This is a genomic window from Pseudomonas sp. GD04019, assembly GCF_029837695.1.
GTDB lineage: Bacteria > Pseudomonadota > Gammaproteobacteria > Pseudomonadales > Pseudomonadaceae > Aquipseudomonas.
This window is the reverse complement of record NZ_JAOEEA010000005.1, coordinates 118,883-134,777: the sequence shown is the minus strand read 5'-3', so window position 1 is coordinate 134,777 and position 15,895 is coordinate 118,883. Positions and strand designations below refer to the sequence as shown.

Sequence of the window (15,895 nt, the reverse complement as noted above, 5' to 3'; positions counted from 1 at the left end):
GCAAGGACGCCCTGCCGATGACCTGTATTTTCTGTGCGATAGCCGCTGGCCAGGCCCCGTGCCACAAGATCTGGGAGGACGAGGAGCACCTGGCGTTCCTGTCCATCTACCCCAACACGCCGGGCTTCAGCGTGGTGATTCCCAGACAGCATTACCCGAGCTACGCCTTCGCCATGCCGGACGCAGCCCTGAGCAAACTGCTGCTCGCCAGCAAGAAGGTCGCCCAACTGCTGGACAGCCGACTCGACGGCGTGGGCCGCACCGGCCTGTTCTTCGAAGGCTTTGGCGTCGACCATGTGCACAGCAAGCTGGCGCCCATGCACGGCACGGCCAGCACCGAAGCCTGGCGGCCAATCGAGTCGAAGGTGGACAAGTATTTCCTACAGTACGAAGGCTATCTTTCCTCGCACGACTACCAACGTGCCGACGACGACGCTCTCGCCGAACTGGCCCGACACATTCGCGGGGATCGCCCATGACCCTCAAGGAAGAACTCGCCGCCTTCTACCGGCGCTGCGGCTTCAGCGACACCGCCGACCGCCAGGCCTGCACCGTACCGGTGTATACCGGCTGCCTGCTGGTGCCGCTGCCGAACATCGAAACGCGCCACGTCTACCTCAAGTACCACGACCTGCACCACGTGACGACCGGCTACAGCACCGGGCGCATCGGCGAGGGCGAGGTCAGCGCCTGGGAGCTGGGCACGGGCTCGATGCTCAACTCGCCGCTGCTCGGCACCATGAACCTGATCGCCCTCTCCACCGGCCTGGTGCTGGAGTCCAAGCGTATGTGGCGCGCCTTCCGCCGTGGCTGCCGCAGCCGCAACCTGTACCCGCTGGCCATGCGCGAGAAGATCGACGGCGAGCACTGGGCCGACCTGCCCGCCTTGCGCCAGGAGTTGCTGGAAAGCCGTCGCGACCCGCTACCGCTGCCCCTGCGTATCGTCGAGTTCGGCACCTATGCGGCGGTGGCCATGCTGATCCACGCGTTGATCGCCATCCCCGCCGTGTGCACCCGCGTGATCACCGATATCGGTCTGGGCTACAGCTTCTTCCAGGCGGTGAAACCGAGCAAACGTACCGACCTGTACTGATCGTCAAGGAGTTCTCCCATGGGCAATCTGAACACCACGGAAATCAAAGCCTTCGTGCCGGCCAAAGACTTCGAGCGCTCCAAAGCCTTCTACCAAGACCTGGGCTTTCGCATGGCCTCGGACGGCCACGGTGTGGCCTATTTTCACCACGGTAACAGCAGCTTCCTGCTGCAGGACTTCTACGTGCGCGAGCAGGCGGAAAACTTCGTGATGCACCTGCTGGTGGAGGATGTGGATGCCTGGCATCGGCATGTCAGCGAGTCGGGCCTGGCTGAGCGCTACGGCGTGCGTATGGGCGATCTGGTGGATCAGCCGTGGAAGATGCGCGAATTCGTGCTGTTCGACCCGAGCGGGGTGCTCTGGCGTATCGCGCAGAATATCTAGCACGCCGCGCCCGTGCCGATCCAGACATCGCCGAAAAGGACTACCCGATGCAATCGTTGATTCTGCCGATGGCCGCTCACGTAGCGCTCGCCTCGCTACTCTATGTTCTGCTCACCGTGGCGCGGGCTCCGAAGATATGGGGCATAGGCCAGCGCGCAGACGGCTCCAACCCCTGGGCCGCGGTCGAGCCGCGCATCAGCGCCAACCTGTCCAACCAGTTCGAGTGGCCGCTGCTGTTCCATGTCGCCTGCCTATTGCTCCTGCAGAGCGGCACGGACAGCGCTATTGCGCTTGTCCTGGCCTGGGTCTTTATCGCGGGGCGCCTGATCCACAGCGGCGTGCAGATCTTCACCACGAACATCCGGCTGCGTGGCCTGGTGTTTATGATCAACTTCCTGGCCGCGCTCGGACTCTGGCTGGTCGTGCTACAGGTCCGCTAAGCCGCTAAGCCTGGGACGAGGCGTAGCGGCTTACTCCGGCTGCGGCCCAATCGGGAAGAACTCTCCCCCGCTCCAGACGCCGAGCCAGGTCTGCCCGTCGATCTGCCGATCCACCGCCAGGTCCACCAGTTGATAGAACACATTGCGATGCACCAGTGCCTCCAGGTTGCGCCGCACATGCAGGTAGGGCGCAGGCTCCTGGGTCGCGGGATCGATCTCGACCCGTAGCGCATGCTCGCTCCCGGCCTCGACCTCCTCGTCGACATTGGTGGTGAAGCGCAGCACTTGCGCCTCGCCCGCCCCGATCACCTGCAGGGTCACAGCCACGAAGGGGGCGTCGTCGACGATGATGCCGACCTTCTCCACCGGGGTGATCAGGAAGTACTTGTCGTCGTCGCGACGGATGATGGTGGAGAACAGCTTGACCATCGGCTTGCGCCCGATCGGCGTGCCCAGGTAGTACCAGGTACCGTCGCGGGCGATGCGCATGTCGATGTCGCCACAGAAATCCGGGTTCCACAGGTGCACGGGCGGCAGGCCTTTGCCCTCGCCCTTGGGAATCTGCGCCAACAGGTCGCCGGCCTTGCCCGGATCGGTCATGCGGTGTCTCCTTGTCCAGCCGACAGTATGGTGGCCAGGTTCAGTTTAAAAGTGGCTGCGCTCGGTAATGCGTTGTTGAAAGTCGGTTCGGAATGCTCATTTACCACTCGTAAACTCCGCTTCCTCACCGACTTTTGCCTAGCCTCACCTTCGCTCGCCGACTTTTCATACTGAACCTAGCGTGCGCTAACGCCCAGCAGCGTGCGTGCGTATTGATCGAACGGCGCACGCAGCTGGTCGGCGGGTTGGTTGTCATAAAACGTCAGAAAGCCGCCGTGGTTGCGGATGCGTGCGGTATCCACCAGGTAACGGGTGCTGGTCTCGATCAGCATCAGCTGGATCACGCCGGAGTCCACGCCCAGGCGATCCACGGCTTCCTGGTCTTCCCACTCCTCCACGGTGCCGATGCGGTCATCGGCGTCAGCGAAGCGGGTGTACAGCAGATAGTGGGCACCAGCGACGCGCGCCTCGTTCATCGCCTCGTCCAGACCTTGTGGCTTGCTGGCGCGGCGCACCAGCGGGAAGTACTCGACGAAGGACTTGAAGGCCTCCTCGGCCACCACGTTGGGACGCGGACGGGCATCACCCGGCGGCACGTAGTGGGCCTGGGAAATGAAAATGAACGAATCGGCCTGCAGCCGCCAGGAGGCGGAGCGGCGGGTATCGCTGCGGTCAAGCACACCGGCGTCGCGCAGGTGATACTCGGTGCCAGCGGCCATGTCGCTGACTTTCATGCAGCCACCGAGCGCGGTAAGCGCCAGCAGCAGAATCAGGCTACGCATTGCATTTCCTCCCTGCCGGTGACGGAAAACCGGCGGATAGAGAGTCATAGCAGCTTCCGCGCCAACCTTGCCTCACAGACCGCGTTGCCATTCCTGGCGCAGGTGCGCGCTCTGCGGCCGCTCGATGGCCTGGCGCACCTGGGCCAGCAGGCGCGCCTTGTCGGCGCCGAGGTTGCCCTTGAGTACCAGATAGTTGGAAGCATGGTCGCTGCGGAACACCGTGTCGCTCAGTTCCAAGCCTTGCAGCAGGCGCTCCACTTCGAGGAACAGCTGCTGCTGACCGAGCGGCTGGAAGTCGGCGAAACCTTCGCGGAAGCGCTGCTCGCCCATGGGGAAACTGACCACCAGGGTGGAGAGGAATTCCGGCTGAGCGGCGTTCATCAGGCGCGCCGAGTTATCGGCATGCTGCTCGCTCAGGGCCGTGCCGCCGAGACCGTTGAGGATCATCACCGAGCGGGTGATGCCAGCCTCGCCAAGCTTGTCCAGGGCGCTGATGCTGGACTCATAAGTCTCACCCTTGTTGACCCGCGCCAGCACCTCGTCGTCGCCGGATTCGCAGCCGACATAGGCCATCTTCAGCCCGGCGTCGGCCAGCTCCTTGAGTTCGCTCACCGACTTCTTGCGCAGGTTGCGCGGCAGGCAGTAGCTGGAGACGCGGTCGACTTCGGGCATGTGCTCACGGATCGCTTGCAGGATGTTCAGCAGGCGCCGCGTTGGCAACACCAAGGCATCGCCGTCGGCGAGGAACACCCGCTGCACGATCAGGCTCTGGCCGGCGCGGCGGATCTCCTCCAGCACCTGGTCTTCGTCGCGGGCGCGGAATTTCTTCTGCGGTGCCGTGTACATCTCGCAGAAGGTACAGGCGTTCCACGAGCAACCGTTGGTCACCGGCAGGATCAGGGAGTTGGCTTCGCTCGGCGGACGGAACACCGGTTCGATATAGGCGATGGGGAATTCGGCAGGCATGGCTTTCGTACAAGTAGATGAGGCGACGACTAGCCGCCGATGATTTTCATGACGGTGGCGCCGCCCGCAAAGGCGGCGTCCTGTTTGTCCGCCAGGGCGCGCACCAGCAGGCGCTGCAACGCCGGCAAGGCCTGATGGCGAGGCTTGTCGAGCAGGTCGCCGACATAGTGACGGTTGCTCGACGACAGGCAGCCGTGCAGCCAGCCCGTGGAGGACAGGCGCAGGCGCGAGCAGGTGCGGCAGAACGGCACGCTCTCGTTGGCGATCACGCCGAAGAAGCCGTGACCGGGGATTTCGTAACGCAGTGCCGTGGCATCCAGCGGCGCCGGCGCCTGGGCGAACTCGTAGCGCTCGGCAACCGCCGCCAGCAATTCGGGCATGCCGTAGAACTGCTGTTGGAAGCTCGCCCCTTCGCGGGCCAGGTGGCCCATACGCATCAGCTCGATGAAGCGCAGCTCGAAGCCGCGCTCCAGGCAGTAGTCGAGCATCGGCAACACCTGCTCGTGGTTCTGCCCACGCAGCGGCACCATGTTGACCTTGATCTTCAACCCGGCCGCGCGTGCCTCCTCCAGGCCCTGCAGCACGGTCGGCAGATCGCCGCCACGGGCGATGCGTTTGAAGTCTTCGGGGTCGAGGGTGTCCAGCGACACGTTGATGCGCTTGAGGCCGCACTCCAGCAGCAGCGGCAGTTTGCGCGACAGCAGCTGGCCATTGGTGGTCAGGCTGATGTCCTGCAGGCCGAACTGGCTGGTCTCTCGCAGGAAGTGTTCGAGCTTGGGGCTGACCAGTGGCTCGCCGCCGGTGATGCGCAGGCGTTCGATACCGGCCGCCTCGATCAGGTAGGCCACGCCACGCACCATGGCCTCGGCCGAGAGTTCATCCTGGGCCGCGACCAGGCGCTTGCCGTCCGGCACGCAGTAGGTGCAGGCGTAGTTGCACGCGGCGGTCAGGCTGATGCGCAGGTTGCGGAAGCGCCGACCTTGATGGTCAACGATCATGGAGAACTCCGGCAGTGTTCAATCCGGAGTATATGCCCGCCGCCGACTGCGCAGAACGCATCATTGGCGGGCTGAATGGCATGAGGGTCTGCTCCCGTTTAGTTCGCGAACCGCGTTGCTGCGAAAAATATCGCCAGGCTAGGCGTGGAACGCAGGTAATGGTGCTCCCTTGCCAAGTTCCACAACGACGCATGGCGATATTTTCCGCGCAACCCGAAGGGACGGGCCGTGAATTAAACGGGAGACCCTATGCTGCCGGCGCTTCGCCGTCGCGCTTGCGCTTGTTGCCCATGCGCACGCCGATGTCCATGAGGAACTGGAAGAAGCCGTCCTGATCCTCCAGCACGCTGCTCCAGAACGGCGAGTGGTACAGCGCCACGGCGCCGTGTACCAGGGCCCAGGCGGCGCAGTAGTGGAAGTACGGCGGTACGTCTTCCAGCTTGCCCTCTTCGATGCGGCCTTTGATCAGCAGCGTCAGGCGCTCGAAGTTGGAGGTACGGATCTGGTGCAGCTGTTCGACCATCTCCGGCACCTGGTTGCCCTTGACCACCTTCTCTTCCAGGCGGTCGAACAGGCGGTAGCGCTGCGGATCACGCATACGGAACTCGAAGTAGGCGCGGGACAGGGCTTCCTTGTCGCGGGCCACGTCTTCGGAGTGGAACAGGGCGTTGAGGTCGCGCTCATAGTCCAGCATCAGGCGCAGGTAGACCTCGGCCTTGGACTTGAAGTGCTTGTAGATGGTGCCTTTGCCGATTCCGACCGCATCGGCGATCATCTCGACAGTTACGCTGTCTTCACCCTGTTCAAGGAAGAGCTTGAGCGCGGTATCGAGAATTTCCTGTTCGCGACGACGGAATTCACGGACTTTGCGAGGTTCTTTGTTCATAAAGTGACTACAGGATGAAAAATCGAGGCGCGTCATTATGCCTGTTCAGCGCGAAAATGCACGGATCATCGGCCCAATGCTCAATTTAAACGACGAATTTCCTCTAGCTCCCGGCTTGCGCTATCTCAATCACGCCGCTGTGGCGCCCTGGCCAAAGCGCGCCAGCGATGCCGTACGGCGCTTCGCCGAGGAGAACATCAGCCTCGGCGCGCGCCACTATCCCGAATGGCTGAAGGTGGAAAAGCACCTGCGCGAACGCCTGATGCGCCTGCTCAATGCCCCCAGCACGGCGGATATCGCGCTGGTGAAGAACACTTCGGAGGCGCTGTCCTTCGTTGCCTTCGGCCTGGACTGGCGCGCCGGCGACCAGGTGGTGATCAGCGACGAGGAGTTCCCCTCCAACCGCATCGTCTGGGAAGCCCTGAAGCCTCGCGGCGTCGAGGTGGTGCAGGTCAACCTGAGTGGCAGCGACCCGGAAGGTGCTCTGCTCGCTGCCTGCGGGCCACGCACACGATTGATGTCGATCAGTTCGGTGCAGTTCGCCAGCGGCCTGCGCCTGGACCTGCCGCGCCTGGGCGCCGGCTGCCGCGACAAGGGCGTGCTGCTGTGCGTCGACGCCATTCAGCAGCTCGGCGCCCAGCCATTGGACGTGCAGGCCTGCGATTGCGCCTTCGCCATGGCTGACGGGCACAAGTGGATGCTCGGCCCGGAAGGCCTGGGCGTCTTTTACTGCCGCAGCGACCTGCGCGAGCAACTGGCCCTGCACGAATACGGCTGGCACATGCTGGAGCACGCTGGCGACTACGACCGCACGGAATGGCAACCGGCCCGCAGCGCCCGACGCTTTGAATGCGGCAGCCCGAACATGCTCGGCGCCATGGCACTGGAAGCCAGCCTGTCGCTGCTGGAGGAAGTCGGTATGGATCAGGTGGCGGCAAGCATCGAGGAGCGCGTGCTGCAGCTGCAGGAAGGACTGCAACGAATCGCGGGCATTCAGCTGCACAGCCCGCTGAACCCGGCCCGCCGCGCCGGCATTTTGACCTTCAGCTGGGATGGCTGGGACAACCAGGCGCTGTTCGCCAAACTCCGGGAACAGCAGGTGATCTGTGCGCAACGGGGCAAAGGCATCCGTTTTTCCCCGCACTTCTACACCGACCCGGCGTTGATCGAGCAAAGCCTGACGGTGCTGAGCCAGCTGCGACAAGGCTGAGTGCTCAGCAGCCGCGGCGGTATTCCAAATACGTTTAAGAAACCGCCGCGACCAATCTGGACGATCGGGAATCCTGGCTAATACTGGAACTACTGGTGTGCGACATCTCCCCCCAAGTGTCCCGCCAGTCGAGGTACCGTGGATCGCGTACCTTTGTTTTACTCCTAATGGTCTTGACCCGGATTCATCCCCCAGAACCCGGGTTTTTTTTGTCCGCGATTTTTGTGGATCTACAGATCAGACCACCCGAGCCAGCGGGAACAGGCGCTTGAAGTTGGCCGTGGTCTGCTCGGCCAGGGCCTCGAACGACTCGCCACGCACCATGGCCAGGAACTCCGCCACTTCACGCACGTACTGCGGCAGATTGGGCTTGCCGCGATGGGGAATAGGCGCCAGGTAGGGCGAGTCGGTTTCCACCAGCAGCCGGTCGGCCGGCACCTTGCGCGCCACTTCGCGCAGGGCATCGGCATTGCGGAAGGTGACGATGCCGGACAGCGAGATATAGAAGCCGATATCCAGGGCCGCCTTGGCCATCTCCCAGTCTTCGGTGAAGCAGTGCAGTACGCCGGCCTGCGGCAGCGCCGCCTCGCGCAGCAATGCCAGGGTGTCGGCCCGCGCCTCGCGGGTATGCACGATGACCGGCTTACCGGTGATCTTCGCCGCCTCCAGGTGCAGGTTGAAAGACTGCCGCTGCAGCTCTGCCGCTTCGGGCTCGTAGTGGTAGTCCAGGCCGGTCTCGCCGATGGCCACCACATTGGGGTGGTTCAGTTCGCCAAGAAGCCAGTCCATCGCCGGCGCCTCGCCCTTCTCCAGGTCCAGCGGGTGCACGCCCACCGAGCAGTCGACATCGGCGTAGCGCTCGGCTAGGGCCTTGACCGCGCCAGCGTTGGCGGCGCTGACGCCGATGCACAGAAAATGCTGCACGCCGCGGGCACGGGCCGCAGCCAGCGCTGCGTCGAGGGAACCGTCGTGGGCCGCCAGGTCGAGGCGGTCGAGGTGGCAGTGGGAATCAACCAGCATGGGATTTCTCTGTCTCTGAAATGACGAAGCGCCCATTTCGGGCGCTTCTGCCTTGAAGCCTGTGATGCGACTTACATGGTGTGAGTCGGGCGATCCGACTTCAGCGCACCGGCCAGGTAGGTCTCGATCTTGTTGCGGGCGGTGTTGTCGCCGTCGTTGAACTGCACACCGACACCCGCGGCGCGGTTACCCTGTGCGCCCTTGGGGGTGATCCACACCACCTTGCCGGCGACCGGAATCTTCTCCGGCTCGTCCATCAGGTTGAGCAGCATGAACACCTCGTCGCCCAGCTTGTAGCTCTTGGCGGTCGGGATGAACAGCCCGCCGTTGCGAATGAAGGGCATGTAGGCGGCGTACAGCACGGACTTGTCCTTGATGGTCAGGGACAGGATCCCGTTACGCGGTCCTAGGTTCGGTGGCAAGCTCATGCACTATTCCTGGCGACTTAATCCAATTTTTCGATTCTAGCCCGGCCCGGGCAGGCTTGCCCACTGCACCAGCAGGGCTTCGAGAAGCAGAGCACCGTTCAGGTTGGCCTTGCCCAGTACCTTCTGGCGCTGCTGCAGCAGCCAATCCTGCATGGCCAGCAGCTTGCGCTGCGGAGTCTTGTCGGCCAGGTACTGCACGACCTTGCGCATGTCGGCCAGGCCCAGGCCTTCCTCGTCGCGGCTCAGCTGATAACGCAGCATCAGTTGCGCCCAGTCACAGAACCAGTCGAACAGCATGGTCATCGGCAGGCTCTTCCAGGCCTCGGCCAGTTGGCTGGCACTGGCCTGCTGCTTGAGCAGCTTCTTCACGCCCTCGACCACCAGAGCGCGCTGCTCCAGCACGCCCTGCCCTTGCAGACGACGCGCCATCAGCGGCGAACCGCCGGCCAGGGTCAGCAATTCGCGGCGCTGCTCGTCGCTGTTGTCCGGCAGGGCCTGGGCCAGCCAGGTCAGGCTTTCGGCCTGGCTCGGTAGCGGGCAGGCCTGCTGCACGCAGCGGCTCTTCACGGTCGGCAGCAGGCGGCTGGGCTGGTGGCTGACCAGCAACAACACGGTATTGCCCGAGGGCTCTTCCAGGCTCTTGAGCAGGGCGTTGGCGGAATTGAGGTTCATCGCCTCCACTGGCTCCAGCAGCACCACCTTGCGCCCGCCGAGTTGCGCGGTCTGCACCACGAAGCTGACCAGCTCGCGCACCTGGTCGACCTTGATCGCCTTGTCCGCCTCTTCCGGCTCCAGCACGAACACATCCGGATGGGTACCGGCAGCCAACAGATGGCAGGCCTTGCACTGGCCGCAGGCATCGGCGCCATTCGGTCGCTGGCACAGCAGGCGCGCCATCAGGCGCTCGGCCAGATCGCGCTTGCCGATGCCGGCCGGACCATGCAGCAGGTAGGCGTGAGCATGCTGCGGGCGGTTGGCCAGCTGCTGCCAGAGCTGCGCCTGCCAGGGGTAGGCTTCAGCCACGGCAGCGCTCCAGGATTTCCGGCAGCAACGTGTCGATGGAGCGCTGCACCGCGTCCAGCGACTGCGCGGCATCCAACACGCGATAGCGCGCTGGAGTGGCGGCGGCGCGCTGCAGGTAGGTCTGGCGTACGGCCTCGAAGAAGTCGCGGCCTTCCTGCTCGAACCGATCCAGACGCCCGCGTGCGGCGGCGCGGGACAGGCCGATCTCCACCGGCAGATCGAATACCAGGGTTAGGTGCGGGCGCAGTTCGCCCTGAACGAAACGCTCCAGCTCGGCGATGCGCGCATCGTCCAGGCCGCGACCGCCGCCCTGGTAGGCATAGGTGGCATCGGTGAAGCGGTCGCAGAGCACCACAGCGCCGCGCACCAACGCCGGGCGGATGACCCGAGCCAGGTGCTGGGCGCGGGCAGCGAACACCAGCAGCAGCTCGGTATCGCTGTCCATCTTTTCGTCACTGGGGTCCAGCAGCAGTTCGCGGATGCGCTCGGCCAGCGGCGTACCGCCGGGCTCGCGGCTCAGGACCACCTCGATGCCCTGCTCGCGCAGACGCTCGGCGAGGTACTCGCGGTTGGTGCTCTTGCCGGCCCCTTCCGGGCCTTCCAGGGTAATGAACAGACCGCTCACGGGTTTTCCTTATCTGGGCGCGGGGCTGGAGCGATAGTCGCTGCGGCGCTTGAGCTGGTACTCACGCACGGCACGGTTGTGCTGCTCCAGGGTTTCCGAGAATACATGGCTGCCGTCGCCGCGGGCGACGAAGTACAGGCTCTTGCCCGGTACCGGATTGAGCGCGGCGTGAATCGCCTCGCGGCCGGCCAGGGCAATGGGCGTCGGCGGCATGCCGTCGATCACATAGGTGTTGTAGGGCGTCGGCTGCAGCAGATGGGCGCGAGTCAGGTTGCCGTTGTACAGCTCGCCCAGACCGAAGATCACCGTCGGGTCGGTCTGCAAGCGCATACCGCTGCGCAGGCGACGGACGAACACGCCGGCGATCTGCCCGCGCTCCTCGGCCACGCCGGTCTCCTTCTCCACCATCGAGGCCATCACCAGCGCGTCATACGGCTTGCGATACGGCAGGCCCTGGGCGCGCTTGCTCCACTCCTCGTCCAGCACCTGGTCGAGACGGGTACTGGCCTGCTTGAGCAGGTCGAGGTCGCTCATGCCGCGCACATAGCGATAGGTATCGGGGAAGAAGCGCCCCTCGGGGCTGACGCCGGGCAGGCCGAGCTGCTGCATCAGCGCCTTGTCGTCGAGCCCCGCCAGGCTCTGCTGCAGCGCATCCTGGCGGGTAAGCGCCGCGCGCACCTGGCGGAAGCTCCAGCCTTCGACCAGGGTCAGGCTGTACTGCACCACCTCGCCACGGCGCCACAGGCCGAGCAGATCGCGCACGCTCTGCTGCGGGCTGAGGCGGTATTCGCCGCTGTGCAGCGCTTGGTTCGGCAGATTGAAGCGCCAGTACAGGCGCAACCAGAAGGCGCCCTCCAGCACACCCTCGCCTTCCAGGCGATTGAGCAGGCCGCCAGGAGTATCACCGGGAACTACCTCGATCAGGCGCTCGCTCTCCAGCTTGAGCGGCTGGTTCAGCGCGCTGTGTAGGCGCCAGCCGGCCAGGGCCAATGCCAGCACGAGCAGCGCCAGGCCGGAGACCAGCAACAGCATCAACTTGCGAATCACGAATCAGGAATCCAGAAGACTGCGGATAAGGGCCTGCAGTTTACGGGTGAGCGGGCCGGCCGGCCAGACGCTGGCGGCCAGTTCGCGTACCGGCCAGATGCCGTAGAGGCTGTTGCAGACGAATACCTCGTCGGCCGCCAGCAGCTCGTCGAAGGCGATATCGCGTACCTCGCAGGGGATACCCTGATGCGCGGCCTGCTCCAGCACTTCGGCGCGCATCACGCCCGCCACGCCGCAGCGCGACAGCTCGGCAGTCAGCAGCACGCCGTCCTTGACCAGGAACAGGTTGCTGAACACGCCCTCGATGACACGTCCGGAGGCATCGCGCATCAAGCCTTCGGCGAAGGCAGCATCCTGCCATTCGCCACGGGCCAGCACCTGCTCCAGGCGATTGAGATGCTTGAGCCCGGCCAGCAAGGGCTGCTCGGCCAGCCGCGTGATGCAGGGAAACAGGCGTACGCCTTGCTCGGCATTGCTCGCCGGATAGCTGGGCAGCGGATTGCCCAGCAGAATGCGGCGCGGGTTGGAAGGCTGTGGCGAGGCGTAGCCACGCAAGCCGTCGCCACGAGTAATCATTAGCTTGGCCACGCCCTCGCCCAACTCGGCAAAGAAGGCCGACAACTCGGTTTCCAGCGCGGACAGGTCGAGATCGATGGACAGGCGCTGCGCACCTTCGTTCAGGCGCGCCAGATGGCGCGGCAGCAGCCTGGCGCGACCGTCGCGCACGGCGATGGTCTCGAACAGGCCGTCACCATAGGCCAGGCCACGGTCGCTCAGTGGCAAATCCGTGGCCGGGCGGCCATCGACCCAGCTCAGCATCAGCCGTTGAAGCGACGGAACACCAGCGAACCGTTGGTGCCGCCGAAGCCGAAGGAGTTGGACAGCACGGCGTCGATCGCCAGCGACTTGGCCTGGTGGGCGACGAAATCGAGGTCACAGCCCTCGTCCGGCTCATCCAGGTTGATGGTCGGCGGCGCCACCTGGTCGCGCAGGGCCAGCACGCTGAAGATCGCCTCCACCGCGCCCGCGGCACCCAGCAAGTGGCCGGTCATGGACTTGGTGGAGCTGACCGACAGCTTGTACGCATGCTCGCCGAACACCGATTTCACCGCGCTGGCCTCGGCCTTGTCGCCGGCTGACGTGGAGGTGCCGTGGGCGTTGATGTACTGCACCTGATCGAGGTTCAGACCGGCATCGCGCAGGGCATTGCTCATGCAGCGCGCCGCGCCGGCTCCGTCTTCCGGCGGCGAGGTCATGTGGTAGGCGTCGCCACTCATGCCGAAACCGACCAGCTCGGCATAGATGGTTGCGCCACGCGCCTTGGCGTGCTCCAGCTCCTCCAGCACCAGGGCGCCGGCGCCGTCGGACAGCACGAAGCCATCACGGTCCTTGTCCCAAGGACGGCTGGCCTTGCTCGGATCATCGTTGCGGGTGGACAGCGCGCGCGCCGCGCCGAAGCCGCCCATGCCCAGGCCGCAGGTGGCCATTTCGGCGCCGCCGGCGACCATCACATCGGCCTCGCCGTAGGCGATATTGCGTGCGGCCATGCCGATGCAATGGGTGCCGGTGGTGCAGGCGGTGGCGATGGCGTAGTTCGGCCCCTGCAGCCCCAGATGGATCGACAGGAAACCGGAAATCATGTTGATGATCGAGCCGGGCACGAAGAACGGCGACATGCGCCGCGGCCCCTGCTCGAACAGGGATTTGCAGTTGTTCTCGATATTGGTCAGGCCGCCGATGCCAGAGCCCATGGCCACGCCGATACGTTCACGGTTGGCGTCGGTGACTTCCAGACCGGAATCGCGCATCGCCTGGAAGCTGGCTGCCAGGCCGTACTGGATGAACAGGTCGAGCTTGCGCGCTTCTTTGGCCGACAGATATTCCTCGACATTGAAGCCCTTCACCGAACCGCCGAAACGGGTGGAGAAGGCGGTCAGATCCATATGCTCGATCAGGCCGATACCACTGCGACCGGCCAGGATACCCTGCCAACTGCTGGCAACATCGGTGCCCAGCGGCGACAGCATGCCCATACCGGTAACTACGACGCGTCTACGCGACACTGCACAATCCTCCTTCTCGTTGAAACTTGCTGGCCCGATAAAGAAAAACCGCACGCCTTTGAGGGGCAGTGCGGCTTTTCCTGGGCCGAAAACCGGCGATTACGGGCGCTTAGGCGTGCGCGGTGACGTAATCGATGGCTTCCTGAACGGTGGTGATCTTCTCAGCCTGCTCGTCCGGGATTTCGGTCTCGAATTCCTCTTCCAGAGCCATCACCAGCTCAACGGTGTCAAGGGAGTCGGCACCCAGGTCTTCTACGAAGGAAGCGCTGTTGGTCACTTCATCTTCTTTAACGCCCAGTTGCTCGGCGACGATTTTCTTGACGCGTTCTTCGATGGTGCTCATGTCTAGTTTTCACTCCTAGTGGAAAAATTCCGTGCAGCTGGGCTGCAGTGTATAGAAAGGGTTTTCTAAGTTTCAAGCCGGATCCCCGGCCCCTCCCGAACTGCCGTCTTCCGCCGGTTGCACTTTTGTAACGGACTTTAGACGGCTTTTATGACAGTTTCCCGAAGGTCCGAGTCACATTCAGCTCATGTACATGCCGCCATTCACCGGAACGGTAGCACCGGTGACGTAGGCCGCGCCGTCGGAGGCGAGGAAACCGACCACCTTGGCGATCTCCTCGGCCTGGCCCAGACGGCCCAGCGGAATCTGGGTCAGCAGCGCCTCGCGCTGGGCCTCCGGCAGTTCGCGGGTCATGTCGGTATCGATGAAACCGGGCGCCACCGAGTTGACGGTGATCGAGCGCGAACCGACTTCACGGGCGAGGGCTCGGCTGAAACCTTCCAGACCGGCCTTAGCCGCCGCGTAATTGACCTGCCCGGCGTTGCCCATGGCGCCCACCACCGAGCCAATGCTGATGATGCGCCCCCAGCGCGCCTTGGTCATCCCACGCAGCACGGCCTTGGACAAACGGAACAGGCTGTTGAGGTTGGTATTGATGACATCGAACCACTCCTCGTCCTTCATCCGCAGCATCAGATTGTCGCGGGTGATGCCGGCGTTGTTGACCAGAATGGCCACGGCGCCGAAATCCTTCTGGATCTGCTCCAGTACGGCATTCACCGACTCATCGCTGGATACGTCCAGCAGCATGCCGGCGCCCTGGATGCCCTGCTCCTTCAGCGCCTCACCGATACGGGCAGCACCCGCCTCGCTGGTGGCGGTGCCGATCACGGTAGCGCCCTGGCGCCCCAGCTCGAACGCGATGGCCTGACCGATACCACGGCTGGCGCCGGTAACCAGCGCAACCTTGCCTTGCAGACTCATGATGCTCTCCTTGTACTCAGACCAGCGCCGCACGCACGGCGGCGAAGGCGTCCGGGGTTTCCAGATTGTGGGTGTTGATGCCTTTGACGCAACGCTTGTTGAGGCCCGCCAGCACTTTACCGGGGCCACATTCGACCAGCTCGGAGACGCCCTGGGCTGCCAGGTAGGTCACGCTTTCCACCCAACGCACCGGACTATACAGCTGCGCCAGCAGGTCGCGCTTGAGCACGTCGAGATCGGCCGGCACGGCGGCGCTGACGTTCTGCACCAGCGGAATCTGCGGCGCCTGCCAGGCCAGGCCGTTGACCGCATCGGCGAACTTCTCGGCAGCCGGGCGCATCAGCGCACAGTGCGACGGCACGCTGACCGGCAGCGGCATGGCACGCTTGGCGCCGCGCGCCTTGCAGGCCTCGATGGCGCGCTCGACGGCAGCCGCGGCACCGGCGATCACTACCTGGCCAGGGGCGTTGAAATTGACGGCGCTGACTACTTCACCTTGCGCCGCTTCGGCGCAGGCAGCCAGTACATCGGCATCCTCCAGGCCAAGGATCGCGGCCATGCCGCCCTGCCCGGCCGGCACGACCTGCTGCATCAACTGGCCACGCAACTCGACCAGCTTGACCGCATCGCGGAAGCCAATGGCCCCGGCGGCGACCAACGCGGAATATTCACCCAGGCTGTGGCCTGCGACAAAGGCCGGACGCGCACCGCCCTCGGCCTGCCACAGACGCCACAAGGCGATAGAGGCAGTGAGGATGGCCGGCTGAGTCTTGTCGGTTTCGTTCAAACGCTCTTCCGGGCCTTGCTGAGTCAGCACCCAGAGGTCATAGCCGAGCGCCTCGGAGGCCTCGCCAAAGGTGTCGCGCACCAGTGACTGTTGGGCACCGAGTTCAGCGAGCATGCCGAGCGATTGCGAGCCCTGGCCAGGGAAGACAAATGCGAGGGAGGCAGACATCAAACTTTCCCTTATCTAGTCGGAGGAGACGACACGGCGATGCCGAGCCGAGAATTGCAGATTGGATGGAGTGGCCGCGGCAGCGGTCACAGGCCAGCTCCACAGCGC

20 protein-coding genes are annotated in these 15,895 nt (G+C 64.3%); 5 read left to right on the top strand and 15 right to left on the bottom strand.

All coding sequences use genetic code 11. The features are described from left to right. Positions 1 to 17: 17 nt before the first annotated feature. The 4 genes from N7607_RS09935 to N7607_RS09920 are packed head-to-tail and all read left to right on the top strand — an operon-like array spanning position 18 to position 1,917. The gene (locus N7607_RS09935; RefSeq protein WP_279866361.1) at positions 18 to 479 is read left to right on the top strand and encodes an HIT family protein; all 462 of its coding nucleotides are present in this window, start codon (positions 18 to 20) and stop codon (positions 477 to 479) included. Next, positions 476 to 1,093 (top strand): hypothetical protein, encoded by a 618-nt coding sequence (locus N7607_RS09930; protein WP_279866362.1) that lies wholly within the window; start codon positions 476 to 478, stop codon positions 1,091 to 1,093. The genes N7607_RS09935 and N7607_RS09930 overlap by 4 nt, the downstream gene beginning before the upstream one ends. Positions 1,094 to 1,111: 18 nt before the next feature. Next, on the top strand, positions 1,112 to 1,477 hold the full coding sequence (locus N7607_RS09925) for a VOC family protein (protein ID WP_279866363.1): 366 nt from the start codon (positions 1,112 to 1,114) through the stop codon (positions 1,475 to 1,477). 47 nt (positions 1,478 to 1,524) lie between these two features. Further along, positions 1,525 to 1,917: an MAPEG family protein gene (locus N7607_RS09920; RefSeq protein ID WP_279866364.1), complete on the top strand. Its 393-nt coding sequence runs from the start codon at positions 1,525 to 1,527 to the stop codon at positions 1,915 to 1,917. A 30-nt stretch (positions 1,918 to 1,947) separates the two neighbouring features. On the opposite strand, the gene N7607_RS09915 is transcribed toward N7607_RS09920, so the two are convergent. The 5 genes from N7607_RS09915 to N7607_RS09895 all read right to left on the bottom strand — a co-directional run bounded on the left by N7607_RS09915 (position 1,948) and on the right by N7607_RS09895 (position 6,149). Next, the gene (locus N7607_RS09915; RefSeq protein WP_279866365.1) at positions 1,948 to 2,517 is read right to left on the bottom strand and encodes a DUF1285 domain-containing protein; all 570 of its coding nucleotides are present in this window, start codon (positions 2,515 to 2,517) and stop codon (positions 1,948 to 1,950) included. Between the two features lie 176 nt (positions 2,518 to 2,693). After that, positions 2,694 to 3,299: a DUF4823 domain-containing protein gene (locus N7607_RS09910; RefSeq protein ID WP_279866366.1), complete on the bottom strand. Its 606-nt coding sequence runs from the start codon at positions 3,297 to 3,299 to the stop codon at positions 2,694 to 2,696. Between the two features lie 72 nt (positions 3,300 to 3,371). After that, positions 3,372 to 4,265 carry a radical SAM protein gene (locus N7607_RS09905; protein WP_279866367.1) on the bottom strand — a complete coding sequence of 298 codons (894 nt, stop codon included), beginning with the start codon at positions 4,263 to 4,265 and terminating at the stop codon, positions 3,372 to 3,374. 29 nt (positions 4,266 to 4,294) lie between these two features. Next, complete coding sequence (locus tag N7607_RS09900; RefSeq protein ID WP_279866368.1) at positions 4,295 to 5,263, bottom strand: radical SAM protein; 969 nt, start codon at positions 5,261 to 5,263, stop codon at positions 4,295 to 4,297. A gap of 247 nt (positions 5,264 to 5,510) precedes the next feature. Next, positions 5,511 to 6,149, bottom strand: a complete 639-nt coding sequence (locus N7607_RS09895) for a TetR/AcrR family transcriptional regulator (protein ID WP_192397304.1) — start codon at positions 6,147 to 6,149, stop codon at positions 5,511 to 5,513. Between the two features lie 76 nt (positions 6,150 to 6,225). Between N7607_RS09895 and N7607_RS09890 the strand changes: the two genes are divergently transcribed. Further along, positions 6,226 to 7,359: an aminotransferase class V-fold PLP-dependent enzyme gene (locus N7607_RS09890; protein WP_279866369.1), complete on the top strand. Its 1,134-nt coding sequence runs from the start codon at positions 6,226 to 6,228 to the stop codon at positions 7,357 to 7,359. A gap of 237 nt (positions 7,360 to 7,596) precedes the next feature. Here the strand turns inward: N7607_RS09890 and N7607_RS09885 are convergent, their stop codons facing one another. The 10 genes from N7607_RS09885 to fabD all read right to left on the bottom strand — a co-directional run bounded on the left by N7607_RS09885 (position 7,597) and on the right by fabD (position 15,787). After that, entirely contained in the window at positions 7,597 to 8,379 is a 783-nt protein-coding gene (locus N7607_RS09885) for a TatD family hydrolase (protein WP_279866370.1), read from the bottom strand. 71 nt (positions 8,380 to 8,450) lie between these two features. Continuing rightward, positions 8,451 to 8,807: a PilZ domain-containing protein gene (locus N7607_RS09880; RefSeq protein ID WP_043310025.1), complete on the bottom strand. Its 357-nt coding sequence runs from the start codon at positions 8,805 to 8,807 to the stop codon at positions 8,451 to 8,453. Positions 8,808 to 8,843: 36 nt separating this feature from the next. Then, positions 8,844 to 9,830 (bottom strand): DNA polymerase III subunit delta', encoded by a 987-nt coding sequence (locus tag N7607_RS09875; protein WP_279866371.1) that lies wholly within the window; start codon positions 9,828 to 9,830, stop codon positions 8,844 to 8,846. After that, entirely contained in the window at positions 9,823 to 10,455 is a 633-nt protein-coding gene (gene tmk, locus N7607_RS09870; RefSeq protein WP_279866372.1) for a dTMP kinase, read from the bottom strand. Before tmk ends, N7607_RS09875 begins: the two co-directional genes overlap by 8 nt. 9 nt (positions 10,456 to 10,464) lie before the next feature. Next, positions 10,465 to 11,502 carry an endolytic transglycosylase MltG gene (mltG, locus tag N7607_RS09865; protein ID WP_279866373.1) on the bottom strand — a complete coding sequence of 346 codons (1,038 nt, stop codon included), beginning with the start codon at positions 11,500 to 11,502 and terminating at the stop codon, positions 10,465 to 10,467. A gap of 3 nt (positions 11,503 to 11,505) precedes the next feature. After that, positions 11,506 to 12,321, bottom strand: a complete 816-nt coding sequence (pabC, locus tag N7607_RS09860) for an aminodeoxychorismate lyase (RefSeq protein WP_279866375.1) — start codon at positions 12,319 to 12,321, stop codon at positions 11,506 to 11,508. Beyond that, on the bottom strand, positions 12,321 to 13,565 hold the full coding sequence (gene fabF / locus N7607_RS09855) for a beta-ketoacyl-ACP synthase II (RefSeq protein ID WP_279866376.1): 1,245 nt from the start codon (positions 13,563 to 13,565) through the stop codon (positions 12,321 to 12,323). The genes pabC and fabF overlap by 1 nt, the downstream gene beginning before the upstream one ends. A gap of 109 nt (positions 13,566 to 13,674) precedes the next feature. After that, positions 13,675 to 13,908, bottom strand: coding sequence for an acyl carrier protein (gene acpP / locus N7607_RS09850; protein ID WP_068826648.1), 234 nt, complete (start codon positions 13,906 to 13,908; stop codon positions 13,675 to 13,677). Positions 13,909 to 14,088: 180 nt separating this feature from the next. Continuing rightward, complete coding sequence (gene fabG, locus N7607_RS09845) at positions 14,089 to 14,832, bottom strand: 3-oxoacyl-ACP reductase FabG (protein ID WP_279866378.1); 744 nt, start codon at positions 14,830 to 14,832, stop codon at positions 14,089 to 14,091. Positions 14,833 to 14,848: 16 nt separating this feature from the next. Then, entirely contained in the window at positions 14,849 to 15,787 is a 939-nt protein-coding gene (fabD, locus tag N7607_RS09840; RefSeq protein WP_279866379.1) for an ACP S-malonyltransferase, read from the bottom strand. Between the last annotated feature and the right edge of the window lie 108 nt (positions 15,788 to 15,895).